A 19,942-nucleotide genomic window follows, 5' to 3' on the forward strand; every position below is an offset into this window, starting at 1 on the left:
GAGGAATGATTTTCTTGATTCACCTTCTTTTTAACTCATCACTGCTTTACGTTTTGTCTTAAAGCGCGACCAAATGATTAGCGGAATTAACAAAAGAGCTAAATACGCCCCAAGAATACCGAGAAATGCATAACTGGAATATGCGACAATGACTCCTGAAAGCAAGCTGCCAGCTGTTCCCCCAAGAGCAACCCATACATCGACAGATCCTTGCGTCTTTGCCCGTGTTGCTAAATTTGTTGAATCAATAATTATTGCCGTGCCGCTAATAAGGCCAAAGTTCCAGCCCAGTCCGAGTAAAATTAAGGCAGTTGTCAACCAACCTAACGAATCGCCCGGGGTAAATGCGGCCATAAGACCTGATATCGCTAATGTCACACCAGATGCTATAACCATCGATGTGCGACCAATTTTGTCAACGAGTACCCCTGTACCGAGTGAAGGCAAGTACATCGCTGCAATATGCAATCCAATGATTAACCCAACAGCCGTTAAACCCGTTCCATGGTTTTGCATATGGATGGGAGTCATCGTCATAATGGCAACCATAATAATATGTGAGAGCACAAGTACGAGAGCTCCCACCATCACACCCGCACGATTTACTGTCGTTTGCAACGTTTGTTGAACTTGCGTTGTTGTCTTTTTACGAATTTTTTCTTCTTCCACTGCAATCGCCTGTGCTACTAGAAGGGGATCTGGGCGTAAATAAAAGAACAACGTTAGTCCTGCCAAAAGATACGCAACAGCTGCCAAAATAAAAGGACCTGCCAACGCAGGAATGCCAATCGCTGTCGCGAGCTTGCCCATCGGTGTCACAAGATTTGGCCCAAGAACGGCACCTAATGTTGTAGACACCATCGCAATGCTAACAGCCATCCCTCTTTGTTTTTCATTCGCTAAATCAGTTCCTGCATAACGCGCCTGCAGATTGGTAGATGTGCCTGCACCGTAGATGAAGAGCGACAGAAATAGGAAAAATACATGATTCAATGTAGCTGCCATAATAACCCCGATCGCTCCAAGCCCACCGGCAATAAAACCAACCGACAAACCAAGTCGTCGCCCAAATCTCTGGGACAGCCTTCCAACAAAATAGGCAGATAGAGCAGATCCTAACGTAAACAAAGCGGCGGGTAAACCGGAAAAACTCTCCGTTCCTAGCATATCCTGTGCCAACAACGCGCCGACGGTAATCCCCGCAGCCAGCCCAGCGCCCCCAAAAATTTGCGACATGACGATTGTCATTAATGTCTTTTTATATAATTTTTTTTGTGCTTCTTTTGAATGTTTGTATTGCACCGTGTCCACTACACTCCTCCTTTTTGCATTGTCTAAATCTATTAAACCCGGTGATGATCTGGTCGCCACTTTTTAATAGTTTGCTTAATGTTATCTGGTGATAGATTTTCAACAAGTGTACGATCAACCAATTCTACGATCTCCGCATCTGATGCAAACCGCAACGCAATTAGCTGTTCCATCGTAATTCGATCATCTAAACGATTACCCGTCAATATATAATAACGTAGCTGCTCCTCTGTGCGAATGAGTCTGTCTTGTAAAGTTAAAGCATACATACGTGCAAGCATTCCTGGAATGATTGCCAGCACAACCACGCCAACTAGCAATAACAATTGCAAAGAAAAGCCGTTTTTTACAAATTGATAAATACTATACACCGCTGTAGTCAATAGCAACAAGAAGCTTAGCGGCAACCAAACAAAATGCTGTAACGGTTGAAAACGAGTATGATTTGCATACGATTGTTCCTTCATTTTCCTACCTCCAATATACATATGTGGGTATTGTAGCACATTTCAATGGAGATAGCGAAAGAATTGTAATCTAAGTCCATGCGATTGACTCGAAAACACGATCATCTCAGGTACTCCAAAGTGAGGAATTTTAAATTGAATTTGACATGGGGGGACGTACTGACAAATATGACCGTGTATTTATGTTGATAGAGTGAATGTACAGGAGACTATATTAAAGGAAGGGCTTGCCTGTGTTACTTACGTTTAACCACTGAATATTCACACTTAATATCTAAGAATGCGGAAACGTTAGTTAAATAAGCAGATAAGGCGATGTATCACGCAAATGCACAAGGTAAGTACAATTATCAATTTTATGAACTATTATAGCACTGGTAAAAAAGAACAGCAGGGATAAACGATTTGTTCTTCCCACAAATCGTTTACTATGTACGAATTCATTGAACCATAGACAGATGTGTTCTAGGTCGAGTGGCTCTAAACCATTGATAGCAAAGTATGCAGATAATAATAAGGTCAATGGCATCGCCACCATAATACATTAGCATTCCACCAAATTCTGCCTGTGATGTTGGTACGCCATGGGGTGGTTTAGCATAGATGTACTTGGATAAGATGCCGTGACCTGCTAAGGCAACCACAAAAACAATTGCACGGTAAACAAAACTGGATCTATACGGTGTCGGATCAATGTAAATCATGGACACGGTGAAGAGATATCCAGCAATAAAGACATGGAAATGTATGAGCATATGAAGAAGGAAATTATGCTGCATCGCTGCGTACAAGTCGGTGGTATATAGTAACCATAGCCCTCCCACATTGAGAATGGATGCGACAACAGGATCCGATAGAATGCGAATTGGCCAACTTTTTAGCACTCGTGAAAGATGTCGGGCTAGAGTTACATTAAGTGTTCGCAGGAAAAGCGTCATAGGTGCAGCTAACACAATAAGGAGTGGAGCAAGCATTCCTAGAAGTAAATGACCGTGCATGTGGGCTATGAAGTTCATATGAGCATGATTCGCTAGAGGTCCAATAACTGCGGAAGCCGCACAGAAAACTCCGAAAACCATAAAGATAATGCGATAGAGTGACCATTGTTTATGGCGGCGGTTAGATATGACTACAGCAAGGATGTACATAACCACTAGAAGCAAAAACGGTAATACCAAGAAAAGTTGGGGGACTATTCCAACTGCATAATACATGTGAATTCCATCATTGTAATGAATGTAATTATTGATGTTCATGTGAGGAGACTTCTCCCAATTGTTGTCTCTTCCGTGTGCGAGCAATGAGAGTGACACCAGCGGCAATCATAGTGATTGCAGTAATATTCCAAGTAAAGTCATAAGGAAAAATATCTACGTTATAACGAATCTGGTGTATCCGCATAAGCTTGTGTTGAATTGTACCATCGTATAACTGGAACACGCCTGCCCCAAGCAAAACTCCTCCCCACCACCTAGTAAGCCACAATGCTTTTCGGCGTCGAAGATCGGCTAACATAAATAAGGCTCCGACTGTCGCAAACCAACTAAAAGCGTGAAACAAACCATCTGAAACGAGTCCAATCGCTGTTGTGGACTTATCGTAAAAATGATGCCAATGCAGTAGTTGATGAAAAACGGCCTCATCTATAAAAGTAGCTAAACCAATGCCAAAAAGGAAGCCCGACCAAAGATTGCGAGCCGAGTATATAAAGCGAATCTCATCATTTGAATTATTTTTTAGGTTTGCGGTTTTAGCAGTCATTTAATCCACCTTCGTGTTATATTCATTCCTTTCCACACTTGTATTTAACAGTTTACCCCAAATTAATCATAATTTTACAAACAAACTAGCATTATTTTAGGGGATATTACTAAGCAACTGATTGGGACACTTGAAGATACTTTTGAGAAAATAAAAATTGGGCTGCCACTGGCGGCAGCCTTCATTATTTAATGATTTCAAATGACTCTGTCACATGTATACTGCTTTGAACAGACTGGATCATGCCACAATTTTTCCGAGCAATTGCACCCGCTTTTTCAATTTTCCCTTGAGGAAGATTCTCCCCCTTAATGACAAAATGGAGATGTAATTTCTCAATACGGTTTGCTTTCGCTTCATTTCGTTCCATACAAGCTGATACTTCGATGTCTTTGAAATCCAGTCGCATTTTAGTTAATACTTTTCTGAGTACAGTCGAACTACAGCCAACGATAGATGCCACCATAAGTTGGAAAGGACGAAAACCATGTTCCTCATCAGGAGAAATAGAAAGTTCACCGTATTCTGTCAACATACTAAAGCCATTTTCTTTCATTTTAAAATCTATCATATTCATTTGTCTCCTTGTTAATTTTTTGTTTAAGTATAAATCTTTATTGTTAAGATGTAATAAAGAAAAGGTTATCCCTTTATTTATTTTTTACTTTTGGCTTGACAATAAATCGTTTTTATTGGTATTTTACCGATATCCGTATATGTATATATAAATAAGGGATTAAAAAAAGAAGAAAAAGGGTACTGTCATGTGCTCATTTTTCTTAATGGGGGAAACCAATGGATATTTTATTTCTAATTACCACTTTTTTAATCGGTTTCATAGGGTCGTTTATTTCTGGAATGGTTGGAATAGGGGGTTCTATCATTAAATACCCTATGTTGTTATACATTCCACCTTTATTAGGATTAGCGGCATTTAGTGCTCATGAGGTTTCCGGGATTAGTGCTGTTCAAGTTTTTTTCGCTACGATTGGTGGGGTATGGGCGTACCGAAAAGGAGGATACTTAAACAAGAAACTCATATTTTATATGGGTTTCAGTATTTTGTTAGGGAGCTTTATCGGTGCTTATGGTTCAAAATTTTTGACCGAAGGTGGAATCAATCTTGTGTATGCACTTTTGGCAACCATTGCAGCCGTTATGATGTTTGTACCAAAAAAAGGGTTAGACGATATTCCTTATGATCGAGTGACCTTTAATCAATGGCTAGCGGGTCTATTAGCCTTTATTGTTGGGGTTGGAGCTGGTATTGTTGGTGCAGCGGGTGCCTTTATTCTCGTACCGATCATGCTAGTTGTTCTAAAAATCCCTACAAGGATGACGATCGCGACTTCTTTAGCGATTACGTTTATCTCATCGATTGGTTCGACTATCGGAAAAATTTCGACAGGGCAAGTTCTGTTAGTTCCTGCACTTATTATGATTATCGCAAGCTTAATTGCTGCTCCATTAGGGGTGAACTTTGGGAAAAAAGTCAATACAAAACTATTGCAGTGGATTTTAGCGTTGCTGATTTTAGGGACGTCGATCAAGATATGGGTTGATATTTTAAATTGAATTTGTTCTAATTTAAAATCTATTGGATTTGGTTACTTTTACTATGTCCATTGTTCAAACAAAGTGAATAAGAACTTAAAGCTGCACATTAATAACATTTGTGCAGCTTTTATACGCTAAGAAAAGATAGCCTGTTGAGTTAAAACCCTGTAAATCCACCAAATAAATCAATTAATATAGTCGTAATTTTAGTCATTTGACCAGTGTAAAGTAAAAACCCTGTAATGACCATAATGACTCCGCCGATTTTCATGAATTTGGACGAGTACTTTACAATCCATTTTGTTCGACCGATAAAAAAGGCCATCACAAAAAAAGGAATCGCAAAACCTAAAGTATAGGCCGTAATATAGATAAGTCCTTGAGAAGGATTGGATGCAGAAAGCACCAATACAGAAGCTAAAATCGGTCCGACACAAGGCGTCCATCCGGCGGCGAATCCGATTCCTACGAGAGTAGAGCCCAAGTATCCGGTTGGCTTTCGCCCAGCAGACCATTTTTTCTCTCGCATTAACCATGTAGGTTTAATTACGCCCATGACAAACAGTCCTAAAATGATAACGAGAAAGCCGCCAAGCATGCTAATTAATTTTTGATTCCCGATAAAAAGTTGCCCTATCCATGAAGCCGATAATCCGAGGGCGAAAAAGATAATGGAAAAACCGATAATAAAAAACAATGTATGAATCATCGTTAAAGTTTTTATTTTACTTGATTGCTGGCTATCCTGCAGCTGGCTAACAGAAACACCAGTGATGTAGGATATGTAGGACGGATATAATGAAAGACAACATGGAGACACGAAGGAAAAAATTCCTGCTCCAAATGCTAACCAAATTGTTACATTTGCCACAACTTCACCCCTGTTTATCATTTGTGAACTAGTATGGATTGCTTTTGTTAAGATTCAATAAAGATAGAAGAATGATAACCATTGGAACTTGAAAGTTTGAAAGGTATTCAATTGTGCAATCGGAAAAAGAAAACTTTTGTATAGGGTAAATACTGAAGTTCTTTATCAATTCTTTACAATTTGAGGCTATGCTGCTTAATGTAGGAGGGGTAGACATTGGATGATGCGTGGATTTTCGGACCATTCATGATAAAAGAAAAATGGGCGTTATACGCCATTGCCTTTATGGTAAGTTATACGGCTGTTCGTCTTGCGATAAAATTGAAAGCGATTGATCGCTCTGTTTTAGAGTCGTTGTGGAACGGCTTCTTTTTGTTTCTGGTTGTTTGGAAATTAAGTTATACATTGTTTCATCCCATTGACGTATTCAAAAATCCAATCTCCCAGTTATATTTTACTGGTGGTGAAAAAGGGGTCGTAGCAGCATTTATTGCTGTGATTATTTATTTTCTATCAATACGTAAAAATAAAGGAATATCATTTCATGTTTATATGGAAACTGGACTTATTTCAATAGTAACTGCTATAGGCGTATTTCAAATGTTGGCGTGGGTTATGTATTATCCGGGTTTATATCACTTAATTGTTGAAGTGGTATTGTCATTTATGCTTATATTTTACTGGTTTATAACATACAAGCATGACGTGAAACCGTTGTGGATGAAGATGTTAGTATGGTTCAGCCTTGGAGAATTGTTTATTTCATACTTTAAACCACAAATTCCTATCTTTTTAGGCTTTTCATTTTCACAGTTAGTATATATCGTGATTTGTTTATTAATAATGGTTATTTCTGTTCGTTTAAAGCGTAACTTTATTAAAACTTAACATTCTTCATTTATCCTTCATTTAAAAAGGATGGTGGACTACCGATGGTAAAAAAATTATTGCCGCTGTTTTTACTAATTGGTTTAGTGGCATGGGGTGTTTATGATTATACTCAAAGTAGCTCAGGTTCTTTAGAGAATCCGAACGAAGAAGATCAAACTTATGCTTCCTCTCCTAAAGATAAAATAGGTGAACTTGAAAATGGGACAAGTGAAATGGTAATCGGAATTGAAGAGGGAAATCTTGCTCCAGATTTTAGTTTGCAAACGTTACAAGGTGAATCTGCAAAACTATCAGATTTCCGCGGGCAAAACGTAATGGTCAACTTTTGGGCGACATGGTGTCCTCCATGCCGGGCGGAAATGCCGCATATGCAAAGTTATTACGCTAAACATAAAGAAGATGACTTCACCATTTTAGCCGTCAATATGACAACGACAGAGAGCAAGCAAGAACGCATCGGACAATTTATAGACGAATTAGACATTACATTTCCAATCTTACTTGATCTTGAAAACGAAGCTGCAAGTAATTATCAAGTAATGGTATATCCGACAAGTTACTTTATCGATAAAAATGGTGTGATTAAATTTAAAGTTCCAGGAGCGATAAACGAGGAAATAATCGAAAAGCTAGTCGTACAAATGAATAAATGATTTGATGGAGGAATTAATGGATACAACTGGAAAAACGATTCTAATCGTTGAAGATGATCCTCATATTCTTGAACTTATCAAACGTTATTTGGAAAAGGCCGGATATGAGGTGTGGGGTGCAAACGATGGAGAAGAAGCAAAACGGATTTTCGAACAAAAAGACCCTTGTTTTATCCTGTTGGATTTAATGCTACCAGGCGAAAGCGGTGAATCAATTTGTCAGTGGATACGTCAAGATATGCAAAGCGATGTACCACTAATTATGGTAACCGCAAAAGCAAGCGAAAGTGATCGGATTAACGGCTTGCGGATTGGGGCTGATGACTATATTACAAAACCTTTCAGTCCGAAAGAATTGGTGGCTCGAGTAGAAACCGTTCTGCGCAGAACGGAAAACCGATGTAGTAAGTTAAGCTATCGAGACATTACATTAAAGCCATTAAAGCGGGAAGCGAAAGCAGATGGAAACGTCATTGATTTAACGAATCATGAATTTCAATTGCTTTATTTCTTAATGAGGCATCCAAACCAAATTCTTTCCCGTGAACAAATTTTAGCTGAATTATATTCTAATCAAGAAAAAATCGTCAGTGATCGGACGGTAGATGTTCACATCGGGAAACTTCGTGAAAAATTAGGGAATGAGAAACAACATTTCATTGAAACAGTGAGGGGGGTAGGCTATAAATTTGTGGCTTATTAATGCAATCAAAAAAAAGATGCTTCGAAAATGGGTCATTTTAAACCTTGTAATTACACTCATGATTATCGTTCTTGTTGGCTTTTCCATCAAGGAGTTTGCTTGTTATCAATTTAATTTATATTCCGAATCAAGCATACAGTCAGCACAATTTCGACGCGTTATTGAAGAATATTTGTTTTATGCTGGTATTTTAGCTGTTTTTCTTGCTACACTTGTTCATTTATTTTTTGCTCGCAAAATCCTACAGCCATTGCATCGGTTAAGAAATTTCTTGAATAAATGGGAGGATGAGCGAATAGAGCAACTGTCATCTGAGACAAATTCGAAAGATGAACTTTGGCAGATCGAAAATGATTTAATAAACATATCTAATCACATTCATCACCTGCAGCAGCAAAGGGATCGAATGATGACAGATCTCGCCCATGAGTTACGTACACCGCTAACAACCCTATATGGCTATTTGGAAGGTCTTGAAGACGGAATATTTACAGAAGATGAGTCGATTACAGCTATTCTAAAGAATGAATGTTCATATTTAATCAAGTTAATAGAAAGGATTAACGAGCTTTATAAATGGGAAAATGAAAACATAAAATTAACATATGAATCTGTGCACTTACAAGACTATATTCACTCTAAATTGAAAAAGTATGCAAATATAATAGAGAAATTAGGACTCAAAATCGAATGTGACATTTATCCTATACAAATATACTGCGATCAATATGCGTTAAGTGCTATTTTATATGAACTGTTTGAAAATGTTTTTCAATATCATGTTAACAAAAGTGTCAAAATCGAAGGCAAGAATTTAGGAGAAGAGGTCGTTATTTTTGTTTCGAATCAAGGAAGGCCTATTCCGAAAATAGCAGAAGAACAATTATTTGAGCGCTTTTATCGGATTGATTCTTCCCGAAATCGCAACACAGGTGGCTCAGGACTCGGACTCGCAATTACGAATCAAATTGTTTTAAGGCTAAAGGGTAAAATCGGTTTTTATTCAAAAGATAATCTTCATACTTTCTGGTTTTCAATACCAAAACACAGCAAAGAATAAAAATGGAGTAATCCCTATGGGGATAGAACTTGAATGGCTAAAAAAAGAAAGCGATTATGGATGCGATTAGTAATATTGATCATCATGATGGCTGCTGTTGGTTATACACTGTATTCGGGGATTTTTAGCGATAGACAAGTGATTAGTGCAGGGGATCAGGTACCGGATTTTCAATTAATCACACTCGATGGGGAAACAACACGTCTCAGTGATTATAAAGGTCAAGGTGTGTTCTTAAACTTTTGGGCTACGTATTGTCCTCCACGCAAAGAGGAAATGCCCAGGAATTTAAAGAAAAAGGCGTTGAGATTCTTGTCGTAAATGTCGGAGAGCCAGCTTTGACAGCAAAAAAATTTGTTGAGCGTTACGGTTTATCGTTTCCTGTTCAGCTTGATGAACATGAGGAAGTGTACAAAGCGTACGGTGTACGCCCAATCCCAACTACTTTTTTAATTGATAAGAATGGAAAAGTAATCGAACGCGTAACAAAAGGATTAACGGAAAAGGAAATCACGGAAATGATGAGACGAATTCAGCCTTAACAAGGGAATGAAAGCGTCTTTAGTAAATTATTTGGTGTCCCTGATTAATTTTGGAACGAAGATATAAAGTCATAACTTTACGAGGAGAGAAATATGTGGACAAAAAAAATTATTGTAATAAGCCTAGGTATTTTACTTTTTTTGGTATTTGGTTTTACTATTAAAACTGTTTCTTACCCACCCGATAATACAAGGATTATACTTGAACATACCTATGAAACCTATATTGCACCTCCTTGTTTTGAAGGGGCGAACACTACGAATAATCTCGAAGAAACTACACTTCAAAAAGCGAAACAATTGAATTATGAGATACAGTCTCCTTGTTCTAAGAAAAAGCTTGAAGAAGTTTCAGAACCTTTGCTTCAACACTGGTTAAGAAAAATAGGGCTGTTGAAATCAGAGTGGGATTGGTAATTTAATATTCTCTAAAAGTAATACTTGTGTTTTCCTAAAAACATAAAGAGATGATCACGAACTTTTTACAAATCCCAAGGGGACGTGTATCAGAACCCTTGACATTGAGATCCTTATAGATTAACTTAATGTATGTAAGTACCTACATTCATTTATTTGAACAATGGCAAAGGTTATTTTTTTAACTTCAAATGTTAGCAGTTACTAACATTTATGATCGGAGGATAAACGATTGTTTACGAAATTTCTTGCTATGATATCCAGACTAGTGCGGAAACGTCCTATGAAACTGATTTTATTTTCACTTGCACTCGTTGCACTCTTTGTCTTTGGAGTACAACAAATACAGTTGGCAACTGGGAATGACACATTTATTGAAAGGGAGTCTGACGTTTTTCAAGATAATCTTGCCTTGGAGACTGAGTTTGGTGGGGAGTCTTTAATTGTACTGTATGAAGCTGACAATCTAGATAAATTACTGACTGTTACGAATTTAGAACATATGAAAGGGCTTGAGGCACGACTAACAATGCAAGACGAAGTGTTTACGGTTATGAGCCCGGTGTCGATTGTTGAGCAAATAGTAACGAAGCAGTCTGAGAAATATGAGGAAGGAATCGGGGAAATTATTGAGGGTTTAGAAACAATGGAAGATAAGCTCCAAGAAATCGGAGATAATCTTGAAAAGAATTCCAGTAGCAATCAACTTGCTCTTCCCGATCTCGATACGAAAATGGCTGAACTGAACAGAGGGATGCAACAAATGATCACAGGGCAAACGAAATTACAAGCAGGGACGACTTCTCTTGTGCAAGGGTATGCGCAGTTTGGGAATCAAACGAAACAGGTGGCTGGACAATTGATCACGTTGAGTGAACAACACGAAGAACAAACCGCAAATCCAGTGCAGATCCAACAGTTTCAAAAATTGAAGCAAACGGGAAATCAACTAATGATGCTTTCTGACAAAATGTTCGAAACGTCTACGAAGTCAACTTCATTACCACAAGTATCAAACCAAACAATTAAAGGATTGCAAAAAATGCAAGGTGGTTTTGGAAGCGAAAAAGCAAAAATGAATGATTTAAAACAACAACAAGCAGACCAAATGAAAAATCTGCAAGAATTAGCTGAAGGGCTCACATCAATGGGAGACAACCTCATGACGATAAGTGAAAATTTATCAACGATGGTGCAATCTTCTGACGTAATGGTTCCTTCGTTGCCTCAAAAACAAGACACGTTGGAACAAATGGTATATGAAGACAACGGGGACTTAAGAAGTATTTTTAACGAAATGATAATCGATAGGCAGTATATGACGTTGATCGTGAAATTGAAGGGCGATGTTTCAGATACAAAAAAAAGTAAGATTGTCGCTGAGGTCAAAGAGTATTTAGCTTCCCATACTTTAGAAGAAACAAAAACAATGGTATCAGGAAAGCCAGTTTTAGATGATGCCATTCGTTCATCCATGAAACAAAGTATGCAAAAAATGATGGGGCTAGCTATGTTGTTTATGGTTGTAGTCTTAAGTGTTGTGTTTAGAGTGAAGTGGAGGATATTACCGTTAACTATGATTCTAGTAGCCGTCATAGGGACAGTCGGTTTAATGGGCTGGCTTAGTATCCCGATCACGATGGTTTCGATGGCTGTCTTTCCTATTTTAATCGGACTTGGAATTGATTACGGGATTCAATTCCAAAGTCGTTATGTTGAAGAAATGGAGAAAGGTGAGGTACAACATGAAGAATAAACGTTCCATTGATAGAACTCAAAATAGTGTGTTTCAAACAATAACAAAAATGGCACCAGCTGTTTTAACAGCTTTGTTCGCTACAGCACTTGGTTTTCTTGCACTTAATACATCACCCGTTCCAATGATTCAGCATTTTGGAAAAATGTTAACGATCGGGATGGTCGTTAGCTTTTTTATTGCTTTATTTCTTTTAATACCCATTTTATATACACGAGACCATTTTTTTAATAGTGATGAACACTCACAACGAAAAAACGGAAAGCCTAAATCATCAACCCTCGAGCATGGATTCGCTTGGATAACGAAAAAAGTGATGGCACTTCGCTGGTTTATTGTCATTTTTACGATAATCTTGGCTATGGTTGGTGTATGGGTAGATTTAGACGCGGAAGCAGAAACCGACATTGAAACGTTCATGCCTCAAGATACCCAAGAATTAGCGGATATTCACCGTTTACGTGAGATTATTGGGACGACAGACCAACTATCACTCGTTTATGAAGGAGACAATCTATTAAGTAAACAGTCCGTTGATTGGGTGCATCAGATGACAGAATCATTACGAGAACAATTTCCGAATGTTGTCGTGAAAACAAATTCACTAACAAGCGTTATGCAAGAAGTAAATGATGGAGAAATCTCCTACGGAAGTGATCTTGATGATTTTCTACAAGAGCTTCCTGTAAACCAACGAAAGCTACTAATTAATGAAGATGAATCAAAAGGGGTTATCACAGTTGGTATTAAACATTTGGAAGCAGGAGATCTCAAAGATTTTATTATCGAATTAGAACGATATATTCATAAGCATGAGATAAACGATTTGGATACGACGATAACTGGTAAATCGATCATTGATGTTGAAATGGTTTCTGCGTTGACGACTGGAAGATACAAGATGACGTTGTTAGGTATGGGTCTCGTATTTTTAGGTCTGTTACTCATTTATCGCCATCCAGTTAAAGCTCTCATTCCTTTATTGCCTATCCTGTTGATCGTCGGTTGGTCAGGCGGGCTTATGTATCTAATGGATGTGAAGTATACCCCTTTAACCGCTACCTTAGGTGCATTAATCATAGGTGTTGGGACAGAATTTACGATTTTGGTGATGGAACGCTTTTATGAAGAACGTAAAAAGGGAAAGTCAAGGGAAGAAGCGATGGTGATCGCAAGCCGTAAAATCGGAACAGCCATTTTTGCGTCCGCTCTTACAACGATCGGTGGTTTCAGTGCTTTGCTTGCTTCTGATTTCATCATTTTAAACAACTTTGGTATGATGACATTAATTAATGTTTCACTTGCTTTATTTAGTACAATTGTTGTGATGCCGGCCATACTCGTATTATGTGATCGGCTTGTGAAAACGAAAATAAAAGATGATCAGCAAGTGAAAGTGGGATGAATGATGAAAGGTACAACAGAACGAATTATGAAGGCCGCAATTCATGTTTTTGCAAAGAAAGGCTTTACTCAAGCAACTACTCAAGAAATAGCCACTGAAGCTAATGTGGCAGAGATAACATTATTCAGGAAGTTCTCGACAAAACAAAACTTATTCACTTCAGTGATTAGGAAAATCATCGCTCATCAGTTTGAAGAGGATTTGAAGAAATGGGCGGAATTGGCAGATACACGTGTCTTTTTAAGCCAGATTATCCGCAATCGACTAGAAATGATCTCTAAAAATAAAACATTGATAAAAATGCTTTTATCAGAAAGTTTAATGGGGAATTTAAGCGATGACATTAATCTGCCCGCGATACTGTATGAAAGCATTAAAAAAAGCTTAACTCACCATTTTCAAAGGCTTGGAAAGACGGTTGACGTAGATCTTTGTGCCCGACAATTAGGGGGTATTCTTTTAAGCCATGTCATTTTTCCGAGTGAACAACTATTTTTTCAGTTATCATTAAATGAAAAGGAGATTCTCGTAGGGAAATATGCCGATGCATTAATGCGTTTGCTAGAAACACACTAAACTTTTTAAAAAGCCTGTTTTTTGAAATAAAGGTTGATAAAACAGGCTATTTTTTAATTCAACCAACATGAATTTATAAAAAACTAAGCTCGCCTCGCCGCTTGTTGAATAGGATCCCAAACGCCGTTAAAAGGTGGTGCGTATGCTAAGTCTAAATCAATTAATTGATGTATGGTCATGTTGTTAAAAAGGGCTGTGGCAAGCACATCAATTCGTTTATCGACACCTCTTTTTCCGATAATTTGTCCGCCTAGAATTTGATTGTTTTTTTGGCTGTAAACGAGTTTCACTGTCAAAGGTTCACTGCCGGGATAATATCCTGCGATGTCTTTTGCACGTACCGTTTGTACATGATAAGGAATTTCTAGTGCTCTAGCTTCTTTTTCGGATAACCCTGTTTTACCAAGAGACAAGTCAAAAAACTTTATAATCGACGTTCCTACGACTCCCTTAAAGGCTGTCGGTACTCCCGCCATATTTGCACCGGCAATCCTTCCTTGTTTGTTTGCGGTCGTTCCGAGCGGAATATAGTCGTCTTTTTGTTTTACAATATGGAAATGTGTTGCACAGTCACCTGCGGCATATATGTTTTTTACATTCGTCTCCATGAACGGGTTAACACAAATAGCGCCATTTTTACTTGTACGAATACCTGTTGTATGAAGAAAACTGGTATTTGGGCGAACCCCTGCAGCGACGAGAACTAAATCGGCCTCATAGGTACCTCTATTTGTGATAACGGCATTAACGCGTTCTTTCCCGTCAAATCTTTCAACAGACTCATCGAGTACAACTTGAACACCATTTTTCATTGCTTCATCGTGAATAAGATCAGCCATATCTTCATCGAAAACTTTCGCGAGTTGCTGTCCTCTCTGAATGATCGTTACCTTTTTTCCAATCGAAGCAAAGCTTTCAGCCATCTCCAACCCAATATAACCCCCTCCAACAACAACGATCTGTTGCACACTATTCTTTAAATCGTTCATAATGTTCGTTGTATTTGGAATCGTTTTTAACATATGGGTACCTTTTAAATTTTTTCCTTCCCAATCAGGAAGTTTTGGACTTGCACCGGTTGCGATCAATAAGCGGTCATATTCGAAACGAATAGACTCCTGATTGTGGGAATAATAGCCTTCTACGAATTGGTGTTTCGAATCGATATGAGTAACTTCACTATTTATTCGAGCATTGATTCCATATTTACTGCGGAATGTATCTACGCTGCGGGCAATGACGTCTGTAGCGGACGGGATAAGACCATTAATGACATATGGAAGTCCGCATTGTCCGTAAGAATAATCAGTTCCTCTTTCAAGGACTGTAATATCTGCGTTTTTATCCGTCCTAACAATTTGCATAGCGGCACTCATTCCAGCTGCTACGCCCCCAACAATAACGTAACGCATCGCAAATCCTCCTTTTTAATTAACTGTGCAAATTAAACTTCTGCAAAAAATAAAAACCGCCCTTTTGACGAATTTTACTAGTCTTATCTTAGCCTTTGACTTCTATGTAAGAAGGATACGACGGCATTTTTCTATATTTTTACTATGCAGTATTTTTCCTTTTAAGACAAACTTAATGCAGTTTCGACGTTTTATGTGTTTGTTCATGTTTTCGTTAAATCGACCAATCTTTTGGTAAAAAAAGATTGGAAAAAATCAAGCGATAGTCAAAACGATCATTTTGCTCGCAAAAAACCTCAATGTGAATTTGATAGCCTAAGGGGTTTTTTAAAAATACAATCTTTATAGGCGGATGAGTATAATGCAATATTTTGGCATTCAAAAAGTGAATGACTTTTTTAAATCATTTGCAAATTTCGGATGAAAATAATGAAAAATGTGATAAAATGTTGAATTTGTAAAATGTACCCCCTACACTATAACGTGTAATAATATTTGCAAACACAGTCTGCCGTGACAGAAGAACTGAAATATATAGTTTTTAGTATGTTAAAACAAAGTTGAATACTTAATTTGTTAGTGATTTAGATTTAGGTTTTTATTATTTACGTGGATTTTCTCATTATGACAAAAAGAAATATTCTGACCTATTTTTTTAAAAATAATAGTTAAGCAAATCAAGCATTGTATGAAGCAAAATCCTGTGAGAGAAATAGGGCAATAACAAAAATTGGGTAGGAAATAGAATATTTCATAAAAATTGCTTCAAGGAAGGGAAAAATAGAGTGTGTAAGGTGTTGACTTTAACGGATATTCAAGAAATTGTGAATACAGTGCTGCAAGAATCGGAATGTAATGAAGATTTTAAGGCACTTGCATTCGCTAACATGGAACAAGCAATTAAATATATTATCAAACGCGACTTTCCCGAAGAAGTACTGGTACGTTATAATTGTTCCCTAAAGTATTTCAGAGATTAAAGTGAGTGCTTCGTTTTTAGCCAGGTTGATGGGCATATTTGGCTTTAAAGTATAATATTAACATAGCATTATTTTGATATTCAAAGTTATGGTAATCGTGTTTCATTTGGAATTTTTTGTATCGAAAACTCCTGATCATAATAAATTTCAGCAATCATTTGACGAACGCTTTTGGATGTACGTAATATATATCGTAATATTTGTCTTTTCGAATCCCGCCAATTTACCATTCCTATATAAGTATAAGTTCTATTTTTGTTAAAGGAATCCTTTTAAGAATTTGTTCAATCAGGATACACAATGTATATATTTGTTTCAATAAATTTGTACAAATGGGTGATTAAGTAAGGGAATGTCCAAAATTAGGATTAGTGATATTTTGCCATTATGTGTCGTGGATGTTCATCATTCGGAGCATTTGCGAATGCATGAGAAAAAGATTAAAAACATACGTAAAATTCGGATGAGGGATAAGGGTGTTAATACTATTGATTTTTCGATATGCGATTCAGTGAACTCGTTGTAGTAACATTCCCGAAAGAATACTTTAAAAATAAATGTTATCTTTTCGTGATATTTTCATTTAAAAACGAGGTCTGCACACCGCTAACCCCGTTGTATCAATGTTTATTTAGTTAGGCTTATGTCATTCCCAGCATTCTATGGTGTGTCTTTTAGGCATTCATAGAACGTTAGAACGATTGATATTTAAGGATCTACCGTTCATCTTAACAGTCGTTTATACAGATGAAATGTTATATGGTACAGTAAATGTAATTGTGGTTCCAACATCGGGCATACTTATAACTTGCAGACCTTTGCCGTACAATCCCTTCAAACGTTGGTCAGTATTGACTAGTCCAATGCCTTTTTTTTGATCAGGTTGGATGGTAAAGATTTGCTTTTAAGCTCTTTTAAGGTTAATTGATATTCTATTACAGCTTAAAAAATGAGGTGTTTTTTTGAAGGAAATTCAATTGACAGAAATATTAATATCCAACCCACATTTAATTGAAGAAGGTTGTGTTTTTTTAGATAGCGAAGTTAATTTGAATGGGAAACGGTGCGACCTACTATTTTTAGATATAAACAAGCGAAAATTATATGTCGAAGTGAAATTAAAGGTAAATGATAGTGCTGTGGGACAATTGATAAGATACGATGGAATAGTTGATAACCCAGATGCTAGATTCATGTTAGTTGGGCTAACTTTTGTATCAGGACTTAAAGAAGGATTGCTAAAACACGGATACGAATACAAGGAAATAAATCTTGACGAAGTAAAGATAAACAAAGAGAATATTGCCATTTATTAAAAGAAAATTCCTAGAAATAAATCTAAGTTTGAGACACCTGACCAATTAATTCAAACGTTTAATCTAAAGGAACAGCATATTGCTAAAGAAATTTTTGAATATGCTTACAATCTCGAAGGTGTTTACTATTATCTTTCTGATGGTATCATGCTCAAGCGAGCATCCAGACGTTTTAAATTTTTATCAATCTCTACAAAAGGAAATAGAGTGTTATTCCATTTCCCGATTAAAATAAGAGAATCTGTTTTTAATAATTATTGGAGTAAGATTAACATTTCTATCCCTGTTGACCCTAAGGATAAAAACCAAATTGACATAGAATTAAGAGAAATTAATTCACTTGAAAGTGTTAAAGAGTTAATAAATCTAGCTTATGATAAGCGTGAATAAATTAGAAGTGCTAACCTAGCATGATAAGGAAATAAAAGAAAAGTTTTGCAATAATCTTGGAATTTATGTGTATGTGAAGCAGGGAGTGGGACCTACTTCGGAGAACCCTATACATATGATTATGAAAGAATAAAAGAGATTCCGAAGCACGGCAGATAAACATTATGGAAAGAGGATATATTTTCTGGGGGGAAAAGACCAACAGATTCAAAAATCATTCTTGGATTTGATTTTTACAAATCAGAAACAGAAGCTTATCTATTACTATTCCTTTTTTTAATTTGTAATAAAGGAAATAACCAATGATCTTGACTGGAAAATATAATTTAATTCGACTTGTTCCTGACATTTCCTTCTTAAGATGTGGTGCTTATACAATTTTAGTGAACTACTTGATAATCAAGACTTTATATAAGTAGTATAATTTGAATTTATAAATAACTGTAAATAATCAAAGAAGGCTATTTCAGTTAGTTGGTGCGTGTTAGACCACTCATAGTATTTTATACTCTTTAAAAAACTTACAAACCTAGAATCATTTAATAAATTTACTACCAATTCAATTTGGGCTTTTTTCTTTTTACTAGATGGATCTGGGTTAGTAACAATCGTTCTGACCATACCCAATATGATGTCAGTAACTTCTAAACCCACTTCAACTCTTTTGGGAATATAATAGCTGTGTGTAATTTTAAAACTTTCTCCTCGATAAATCGCTTGAATATTTAATTGCTTTATAAGCTGCTCTTTTAACATCACATTAGGCTTTTTGTACTCAGTGGCTTCCTCAATAATAATTTGAGCATTTACATTACTAAGTCTGCCATAATGTCTAAGCAACCCATATATGATGCGCTCAGGTAACTTCATATAAATCGTTGAGTCCGAAAGGTTTGCATCAACATCTTTAAAGTTGTTCGCTTTTTGTTCAATGATAGATTGATCATAATTAATTATATTCATTTTCACAAACTGATAGTGATCTAATAATGTTTTAACAATTTTAATAATAATTTTCCTTGTGGTGCTATCTCCGCTATAAGCTTTCCAATGAATTTCTTTATTTTTAATAATGGGCCTTAAATCTTCAAAAGTAGTTACAGAATAAATATTATTAGGAATAGATAAAGCACCCATGATATGTGGCTTATCTTTGTTTTTTCCGCTTTCATCAAAAAATATAGATAAGTCTGCCATTAAGACCCCTCTTTACAAATTAAATTTTATCCTGCATAATATAGATAAAGGTTACATAAGTTATGTAATAACTCGTTGCGACTACCGTCAAGCAACGCGTTAATGAGAGAGTGTCTCGTGGAGCCATCGATTTTCACGCGACACTCTTTTACTTTATTATACCATTTTTACAAATCATTTCTATTCACTAAACGTTTGATCATCAACCATAAATGTTAAAATCCACTTATCACTTCATCGGTAATTGTAGATTTTTGTCTTTGTGAAAGAATTTTTCCAGACTGTTCGTTAATAAGCTTTCCTTCTTTTTCTCGTTTCGATGAAAATAATAGGGCATATTTATCTATGCAAGATTATATTAGTTGCTTACTAAAGTTTTGGAATGAAATTGATATTATTTACAGAATTGTACAATTGTTATCCTATTACTTGGTTCTGGCATTACCCGTTTTCGAGGATATGAAAGTGTTTCGGAATAAGAATTATTAGGATTGTCACTATGGTCTTTTAAAGTGAGTCGTATGTATACGTTTTCGATATCCTTCTAAATAATCAGTAGTGATAAAAAGGAAAAAATATTCCTTTTCAAACTCTCCAAATTCTATTAATAAAAAAAAGACGGCCACAAGGTATATTTTGCCTTATTTGGTCGTCTTTTACCTTACCGCTTGAAGCTG

21 protein-coding genes and 1 pseudogene are annotated in these 19,942 nt (G+C 36.6%); 14 read left to right on the forward strand and 8 right to left on the reverse strand.

Annotated features, from left to right (window positions below; translation table 11 throughout):
* Positions 1 to 30: 30 nt before the first annotated feature.
* The 5 genes from ACXYMZ_RS12400 to ACXYMZ_RS12420 all read right to left on the reverse strand — a co-directional run bounded on the left by ACXYMZ_RS12400 (position 31) and on the right by ACXYMZ_RS12420 (position 4,107).
* Entirely contained in the window at positions 31 to 1,344 is a 1,314-nt protein-coding gene (locus ACXYMZ_RS12400) for an MFS transporter (RefSeq protein WP_458948872.1), read from the reverse strand.
* Positions 1,344 to 1,778 carry a DUF6526 family protein gene (locus tag ACXYMZ_RS12405; protein ID WP_458948725.1) on the reverse strand — a complete coding sequence of 145 codons (435 nt, stop codon included), beginning with the start codon at positions 1,776 to 1,778 and terminating at the stop codon, positions 1,344 to 1,346. Before ACXYMZ_RS12405 ends, ACXYMZ_RS12400 begins: the two co-directional genes overlap by 1 nt.
* Before the next feature lie 440 nt (positions 1,779 to 2,218).
* Positions 2,219 to 2,992, reverse strand: coding sequence for a cytochrome c oxidase assembly protein (locus ACXYMZ_RS12410; RefSeq protein WP_458948873.1), 774 nt, complete (start codon positions 2,990 to 2,992; stop codon positions 2,219 to 2,221).
* A gap of 28 nt (positions 2,993 to 3,020) precedes the next feature.
* Positions 3,021 to 3,539, reverse strand: a complete 519-nt coding sequence (locus tag ACXYMZ_RS12415) for a DUF2243 domain-containing protein (protein WP_458948726.1) — start codon at positions 3,537 to 3,539, stop codon at positions 3,021 to 3,023.
* A gap of 184 nt (positions 3,540 to 3,723) precedes the next feature.
* Positions 3,724 to 4,107 carry an OsmC family protein gene (locus tag ACXYMZ_RS12420; protein WP_458948874.1) on the reverse strand — a complete coding sequence of 128 codons (384 nt, stop codon included), beginning with the start codon at positions 4,105 to 4,107 and terminating at the stop codon, positions 3,724 to 3,726.
* Positions 4,108 to 4,334: 227 nt separating this feature from the next.
* Here ACXYMZ_RS12420 and ACXYMZ_RS12425 point away from each other — a divergent pair, with 227 nt between their 5' ends.
* Positions 4,335 to 5,114 carry a sulfite exporter TauE/SafE family protein gene (locus ACXYMZ_RS12425; protein WP_458948727.1) on the forward strand — a complete coding sequence of 260 codons (780 nt, stop codon included), beginning with the start codon at positions 4,335 to 4,337 and terminating at the stop codon, positions 5,112 to 5,114.
* A gap of 139 nt (positions 5,115 to 5,253) precedes the next feature.
* On the opposite strand, the gene ACXYMZ_RS12430 is transcribed toward ACXYMZ_RS12425, so the two are convergent.
* Positions 5,254 to 5,988, reverse strand: a complete 735-nt coding sequence (locus ACXYMZ_RS12430; RefSeq protein ID WP_458948728.1) for a cytochrome c biogenesis CcdA family protein — start codon at positions 5,986 to 5,988, stop codon at positions 5,254 to 5,256.
* Between the two features lie 195 nt (positions 5,989 to 6,183).
* On the opposite strand from ACXYMZ_RS12430, the gene ACXYMZ_RS12435 reads away from it, so the two are divergent.
* The 9 genes and pseudogenes from ACXYMZ_RS12435 (at position 6,184) to ACXYMZ_RS12475 (ending at position 13,970) form a co-directional block, all read left to right on the forward strand.
* The gene (locus ACXYMZ_RS12435) at positions 6,184 to 6,855 is read left to right on the forward strand and encodes a hypothetical protein (protein WP_458948729.1); all 672 of its coding nucleotides are present in this window, start codon (positions 6,184 to 6,186) and stop codon (positions 6,853 to 6,855) included.
* 44 nt (positions 6,856 to 6,899) lie between these two features.
* Complete coding sequence (locus ACXYMZ_RS12440; RefSeq protein WP_458948730.1) at positions 6,900 to 7,511, forward strand: peroxiredoxin family protein; 612 nt, start codon at positions 6,900 to 6,902, stop codon at positions 7,509 to 7,511.
* Between the two features lie 16 nt (positions 7,512 to 7,527).
* Positions 7,528 to 8,214, forward strand: coding sequence for a response regulator transcription factor (locus tag ACXYMZ_RS12445; protein WP_458948731.1), 687 nt, complete (start codon positions 7,528 to 7,530; stop codon positions 8,212 to 8,214).
* Positions 8,201 to 9,274, forward strand: coding sequence for a sensor histidine kinase (locus ACXYMZ_RS12450; RefSeq protein WP_458948732.1), 1,074 nt, complete (start codon positions 8,201 to 8,203; stop codon positions 9,272 to 9,274). Before ACXYMZ_RS12445 ends, ACXYMZ_RS12450 begins: the two co-directional genes overlap by 14 nt.
* Positions 9,275 to 9,307: 33 nt before the next feature.
* A pseudogene (gene resA / locus ACXYMZ_RS12455) lies at positions 9,308 to 9,816 on the forward strand (thiol-disulfide oxidoreductase ResA).
* Positions 9,817 to 9,909: 93 nt separating this feature from the next.
* Positions 9,910 to 10,233: a hypothetical protein gene (locus ACXYMZ_RS12460; RefSeq protein ID WP_458948733.1), complete on the forward strand. Its 324-nt coding sequence runs from the start codon at positions 9,910 to 9,912 to the stop codon at positions 10,231 to 10,233.
* Between the two features lie 232 nt (positions 10,234 to 10,465).
* Positions 10,466 to 11,989: an MMPL family transporter gene (locus tag ACXYMZ_RS12465; protein ID WP_458948734.1), complete on the forward strand. Its 1,524-nt coding sequence runs from the start codon at positions 10,466 to 10,468 to the stop codon at positions 11,987 to 11,989.
* Complete coding sequence (locus tag ACXYMZ_RS12470; RefSeq protein ID WP_458948735.1) at positions 11,979 to 13,394, forward strand: efflux RND transporter permease subunit; 1,416 nt, start codon at positions 11,979 to 11,981, stop codon at positions 13,392 to 13,394. The genes ACXYMZ_RS12465 and ACXYMZ_RS12470 overlap by 11 nt, the downstream gene beginning before the upstream one ends.
* A 3-nt stretch (positions 13,395 to 13,397) precedes the next feature.
* Positions 13,398 to 13,970: a TetR/AcrR family transcriptional regulator gene (locus tag ACXYMZ_RS12475; RefSeq protein ID WP_458948736.1), complete on the forward strand. Its 573-nt coding sequence runs from the start codon at positions 13,398 to 13,400 to the stop codon at positions 13,968 to 13,970.
* 83 nt (positions 13,971 to 14,053) lie between these two features.
* Here ACXYMZ_RS12475 and ACXYMZ_RS12480 read toward each other — a convergent pair whose 3' ends face one another.
* Positions 14,054 to 15,382 (reverse strand): CoA-disulfide reductase, encoded by a 1,329-nt coding sequence (locus ACXYMZ_RS12480; RefSeq protein ID WP_458948737.1) that lies wholly within the window; start codon positions 15,380 to 15,382, stop codon positions 14,054 to 14,056.
* A gap of 797 nt (positions 15,383 to 16,179) precedes the next feature.
* On the opposite strand from ACXYMZ_RS12480, the gene ACXYMZ_RS12485 reads away from it, so the two are divergent.
* The 3 genes from ACXYMZ_RS12485 (at position 16,180) to ACXYMZ_RS12495 (ending at position 18,068) form a co-directional block, all read left to right on the forward strand.
* Positions 16,180 to 16,362, forward strand: coding sequence for a hypothetical protein (locus ACXYMZ_RS12485; RefSeq protein ID WP_458948738.1), 183 nt, complete (start codon positions 16,180 to 16,182; stop codon positions 16,360 to 16,362).
* Between the two features lie 962 nt (positions 16,363 to 17,324).
* Positions 17,325 to 17,678: an endonuclease NucS domain-containing protein gene (locus tag ACXYMZ_RS12490; protein ID WP_458948739.1), complete on the forward strand. Its 354-nt coding sequence runs from the start codon at positions 17,325 to 17,327 to the stop codon at positions 17,676 to 17,678.
* Positions 17,679 to 17,825: 147 nt separating this feature from the next.
* Entirely contained in the window at positions 17,826 to 18,068 is a 243-nt protein-coding gene (locus ACXYMZ_RS12495) for a hypothetical protein (RefSeq protein WP_458948740.1), read from the forward strand.
* Between the two features lie 399 nt (positions 18,069 to 18,467).
* On the opposite strand, the gene ACXYMZ_RS12500 is transcribed toward ACXYMZ_RS12495, so the two are convergent.
* Positions 18,468 to 19,265: a DUF3800 domain-containing protein gene (locus ACXYMZ_RS12500; RefSeq protein WP_458948741.1), complete on the reverse strand. Its 798-nt coding sequence runs from the start codon at positions 19,263 to 19,265 to the stop codon at positions 18,468 to 18,470.
* A 291-nt stretch (positions 19,266 to 19,556) separates the two neighbouring features.
* On the opposite strand from ACXYMZ_RS12500, the gene ACXYMZ_RS12505 reads away from it, so the two are divergent.
* On the forward strand, positions 19,557 to 19,754 hold the full coding sequence (locus tag ACXYMZ_RS12505) for a macro domain-containing protein (RefSeq protein WP_458948875.1): 198 nt from the start codon (positions 19,557 to 19,559) through the stop codon (positions 19,752 to 19,754).
* Positions 19,755 to 19,942 lie beyond the last annotated feature (188 nt).

The sequence above is a fragment of the Oceanobacillus sp. CAU 1775 genome, assembly GCF_054482815.1.

What these genes read in the sequence shown, in the direction of transcription:
- ACXYMZ_RS12405 (WP_458948725.1), bottom strand. Translation starts at nt 1,778, where the DNA reads ATGAAGGAACAATCGTATGCAAATCATACTCGTTTTCAACCGTTACAG.
- ACXYMZ_RS12410 (WP_458948873.1), bottom strand. Translation starts at nt 2,992, where the DNA reads ATGTATTATGCAGTTGGAATAGTCCCCCAACTTTTCTTGGTATTACCG.
- ACXYMZ_RS12415 (WP_458948726.1), bottom strand. Translation starts at nt 3,539, where the DNA reads ATGACTGCTAAAACCGCAAACCTAAAAAATAATTCAAATGATGAGATT.
- ACXYMZ_RS12425 (WP_458948727.1), top strand. Translation starts at nt 4,335, where the DNA reads ATGGATATTTTATTTCTAATTACCACTTTTTTAATCGGTTTCATAGGG.
- ACXYMZ_RS12430 (WP_458948728.1), bottom strand. Translation starts at nt 5,988, where the DNA reads ATGATAAACAGGGGTGAAGTTGTGGCAAATGTAACAATTTGGTTAGCA.
- ACXYMZ_RS12440 (WP_458948730.1), top strand. Translation starts at nt 6,900, where the DNA reads ATGGTAAAAAAATTATTGCCGCTGTTTTTACTAATTGGTTTAGTGGCA.
- ACXYMZ_RS12445 (WP_458948731.1), top strand. Translation starts at nt 7,528, where the DNA reads ATGGATACAACTGGAAAAACGATTCTAATCGTTGAAGATGATCCTCAT.
- ACXYMZ_RS12460 (WP_458948733.1), top strand. Translation starts at nt 9,910, where the DNA reads ATGTGGACAAAAAAAATTATTGTAATAAGCCTAGGTATTTTACTTTTT.
- ACXYMZ_RS12470 (WP_458948735.1), top strand. Translation starts at nt 11,979, where the DNA reads ATGAAGAATAAACGTTCCATTGATAGAACTCAAAATAGTGTGTTTCAA.
- ACXYMZ_RS12475 (WP_458948736.1), top strand. Translation starts at nt 13,398, where the DNA reads ATGAAAGGTACAACAGAACGAATTATGAAGGCCGCAATTCATGTTTTT.
- ACXYMZ_RS12480 (WP_458948737.1), bottom strand. Translation starts at nt 15,382, where the DNA reads ATGCGTTACGTTATTGTTGGGGGCGTAGCAGCTGGAATGAGTGCCGCT.
- ACXYMZ_RS12495 (WP_458948740.1), top strand. Translation starts at nt 17,826, where the DNA reads ATGCTCAAGCGAGCATCCAGACGTTTTAAATTTTTATCAATCTCTACA.
- ACXYMZ_RS12500 (WP_458948741.1), bottom strand. Translation starts at nt 19,265, where the DNA reads ATGGCAGACTTATCTATATTTTTTGATGAAAGCGGAAAAAACAAAGAT.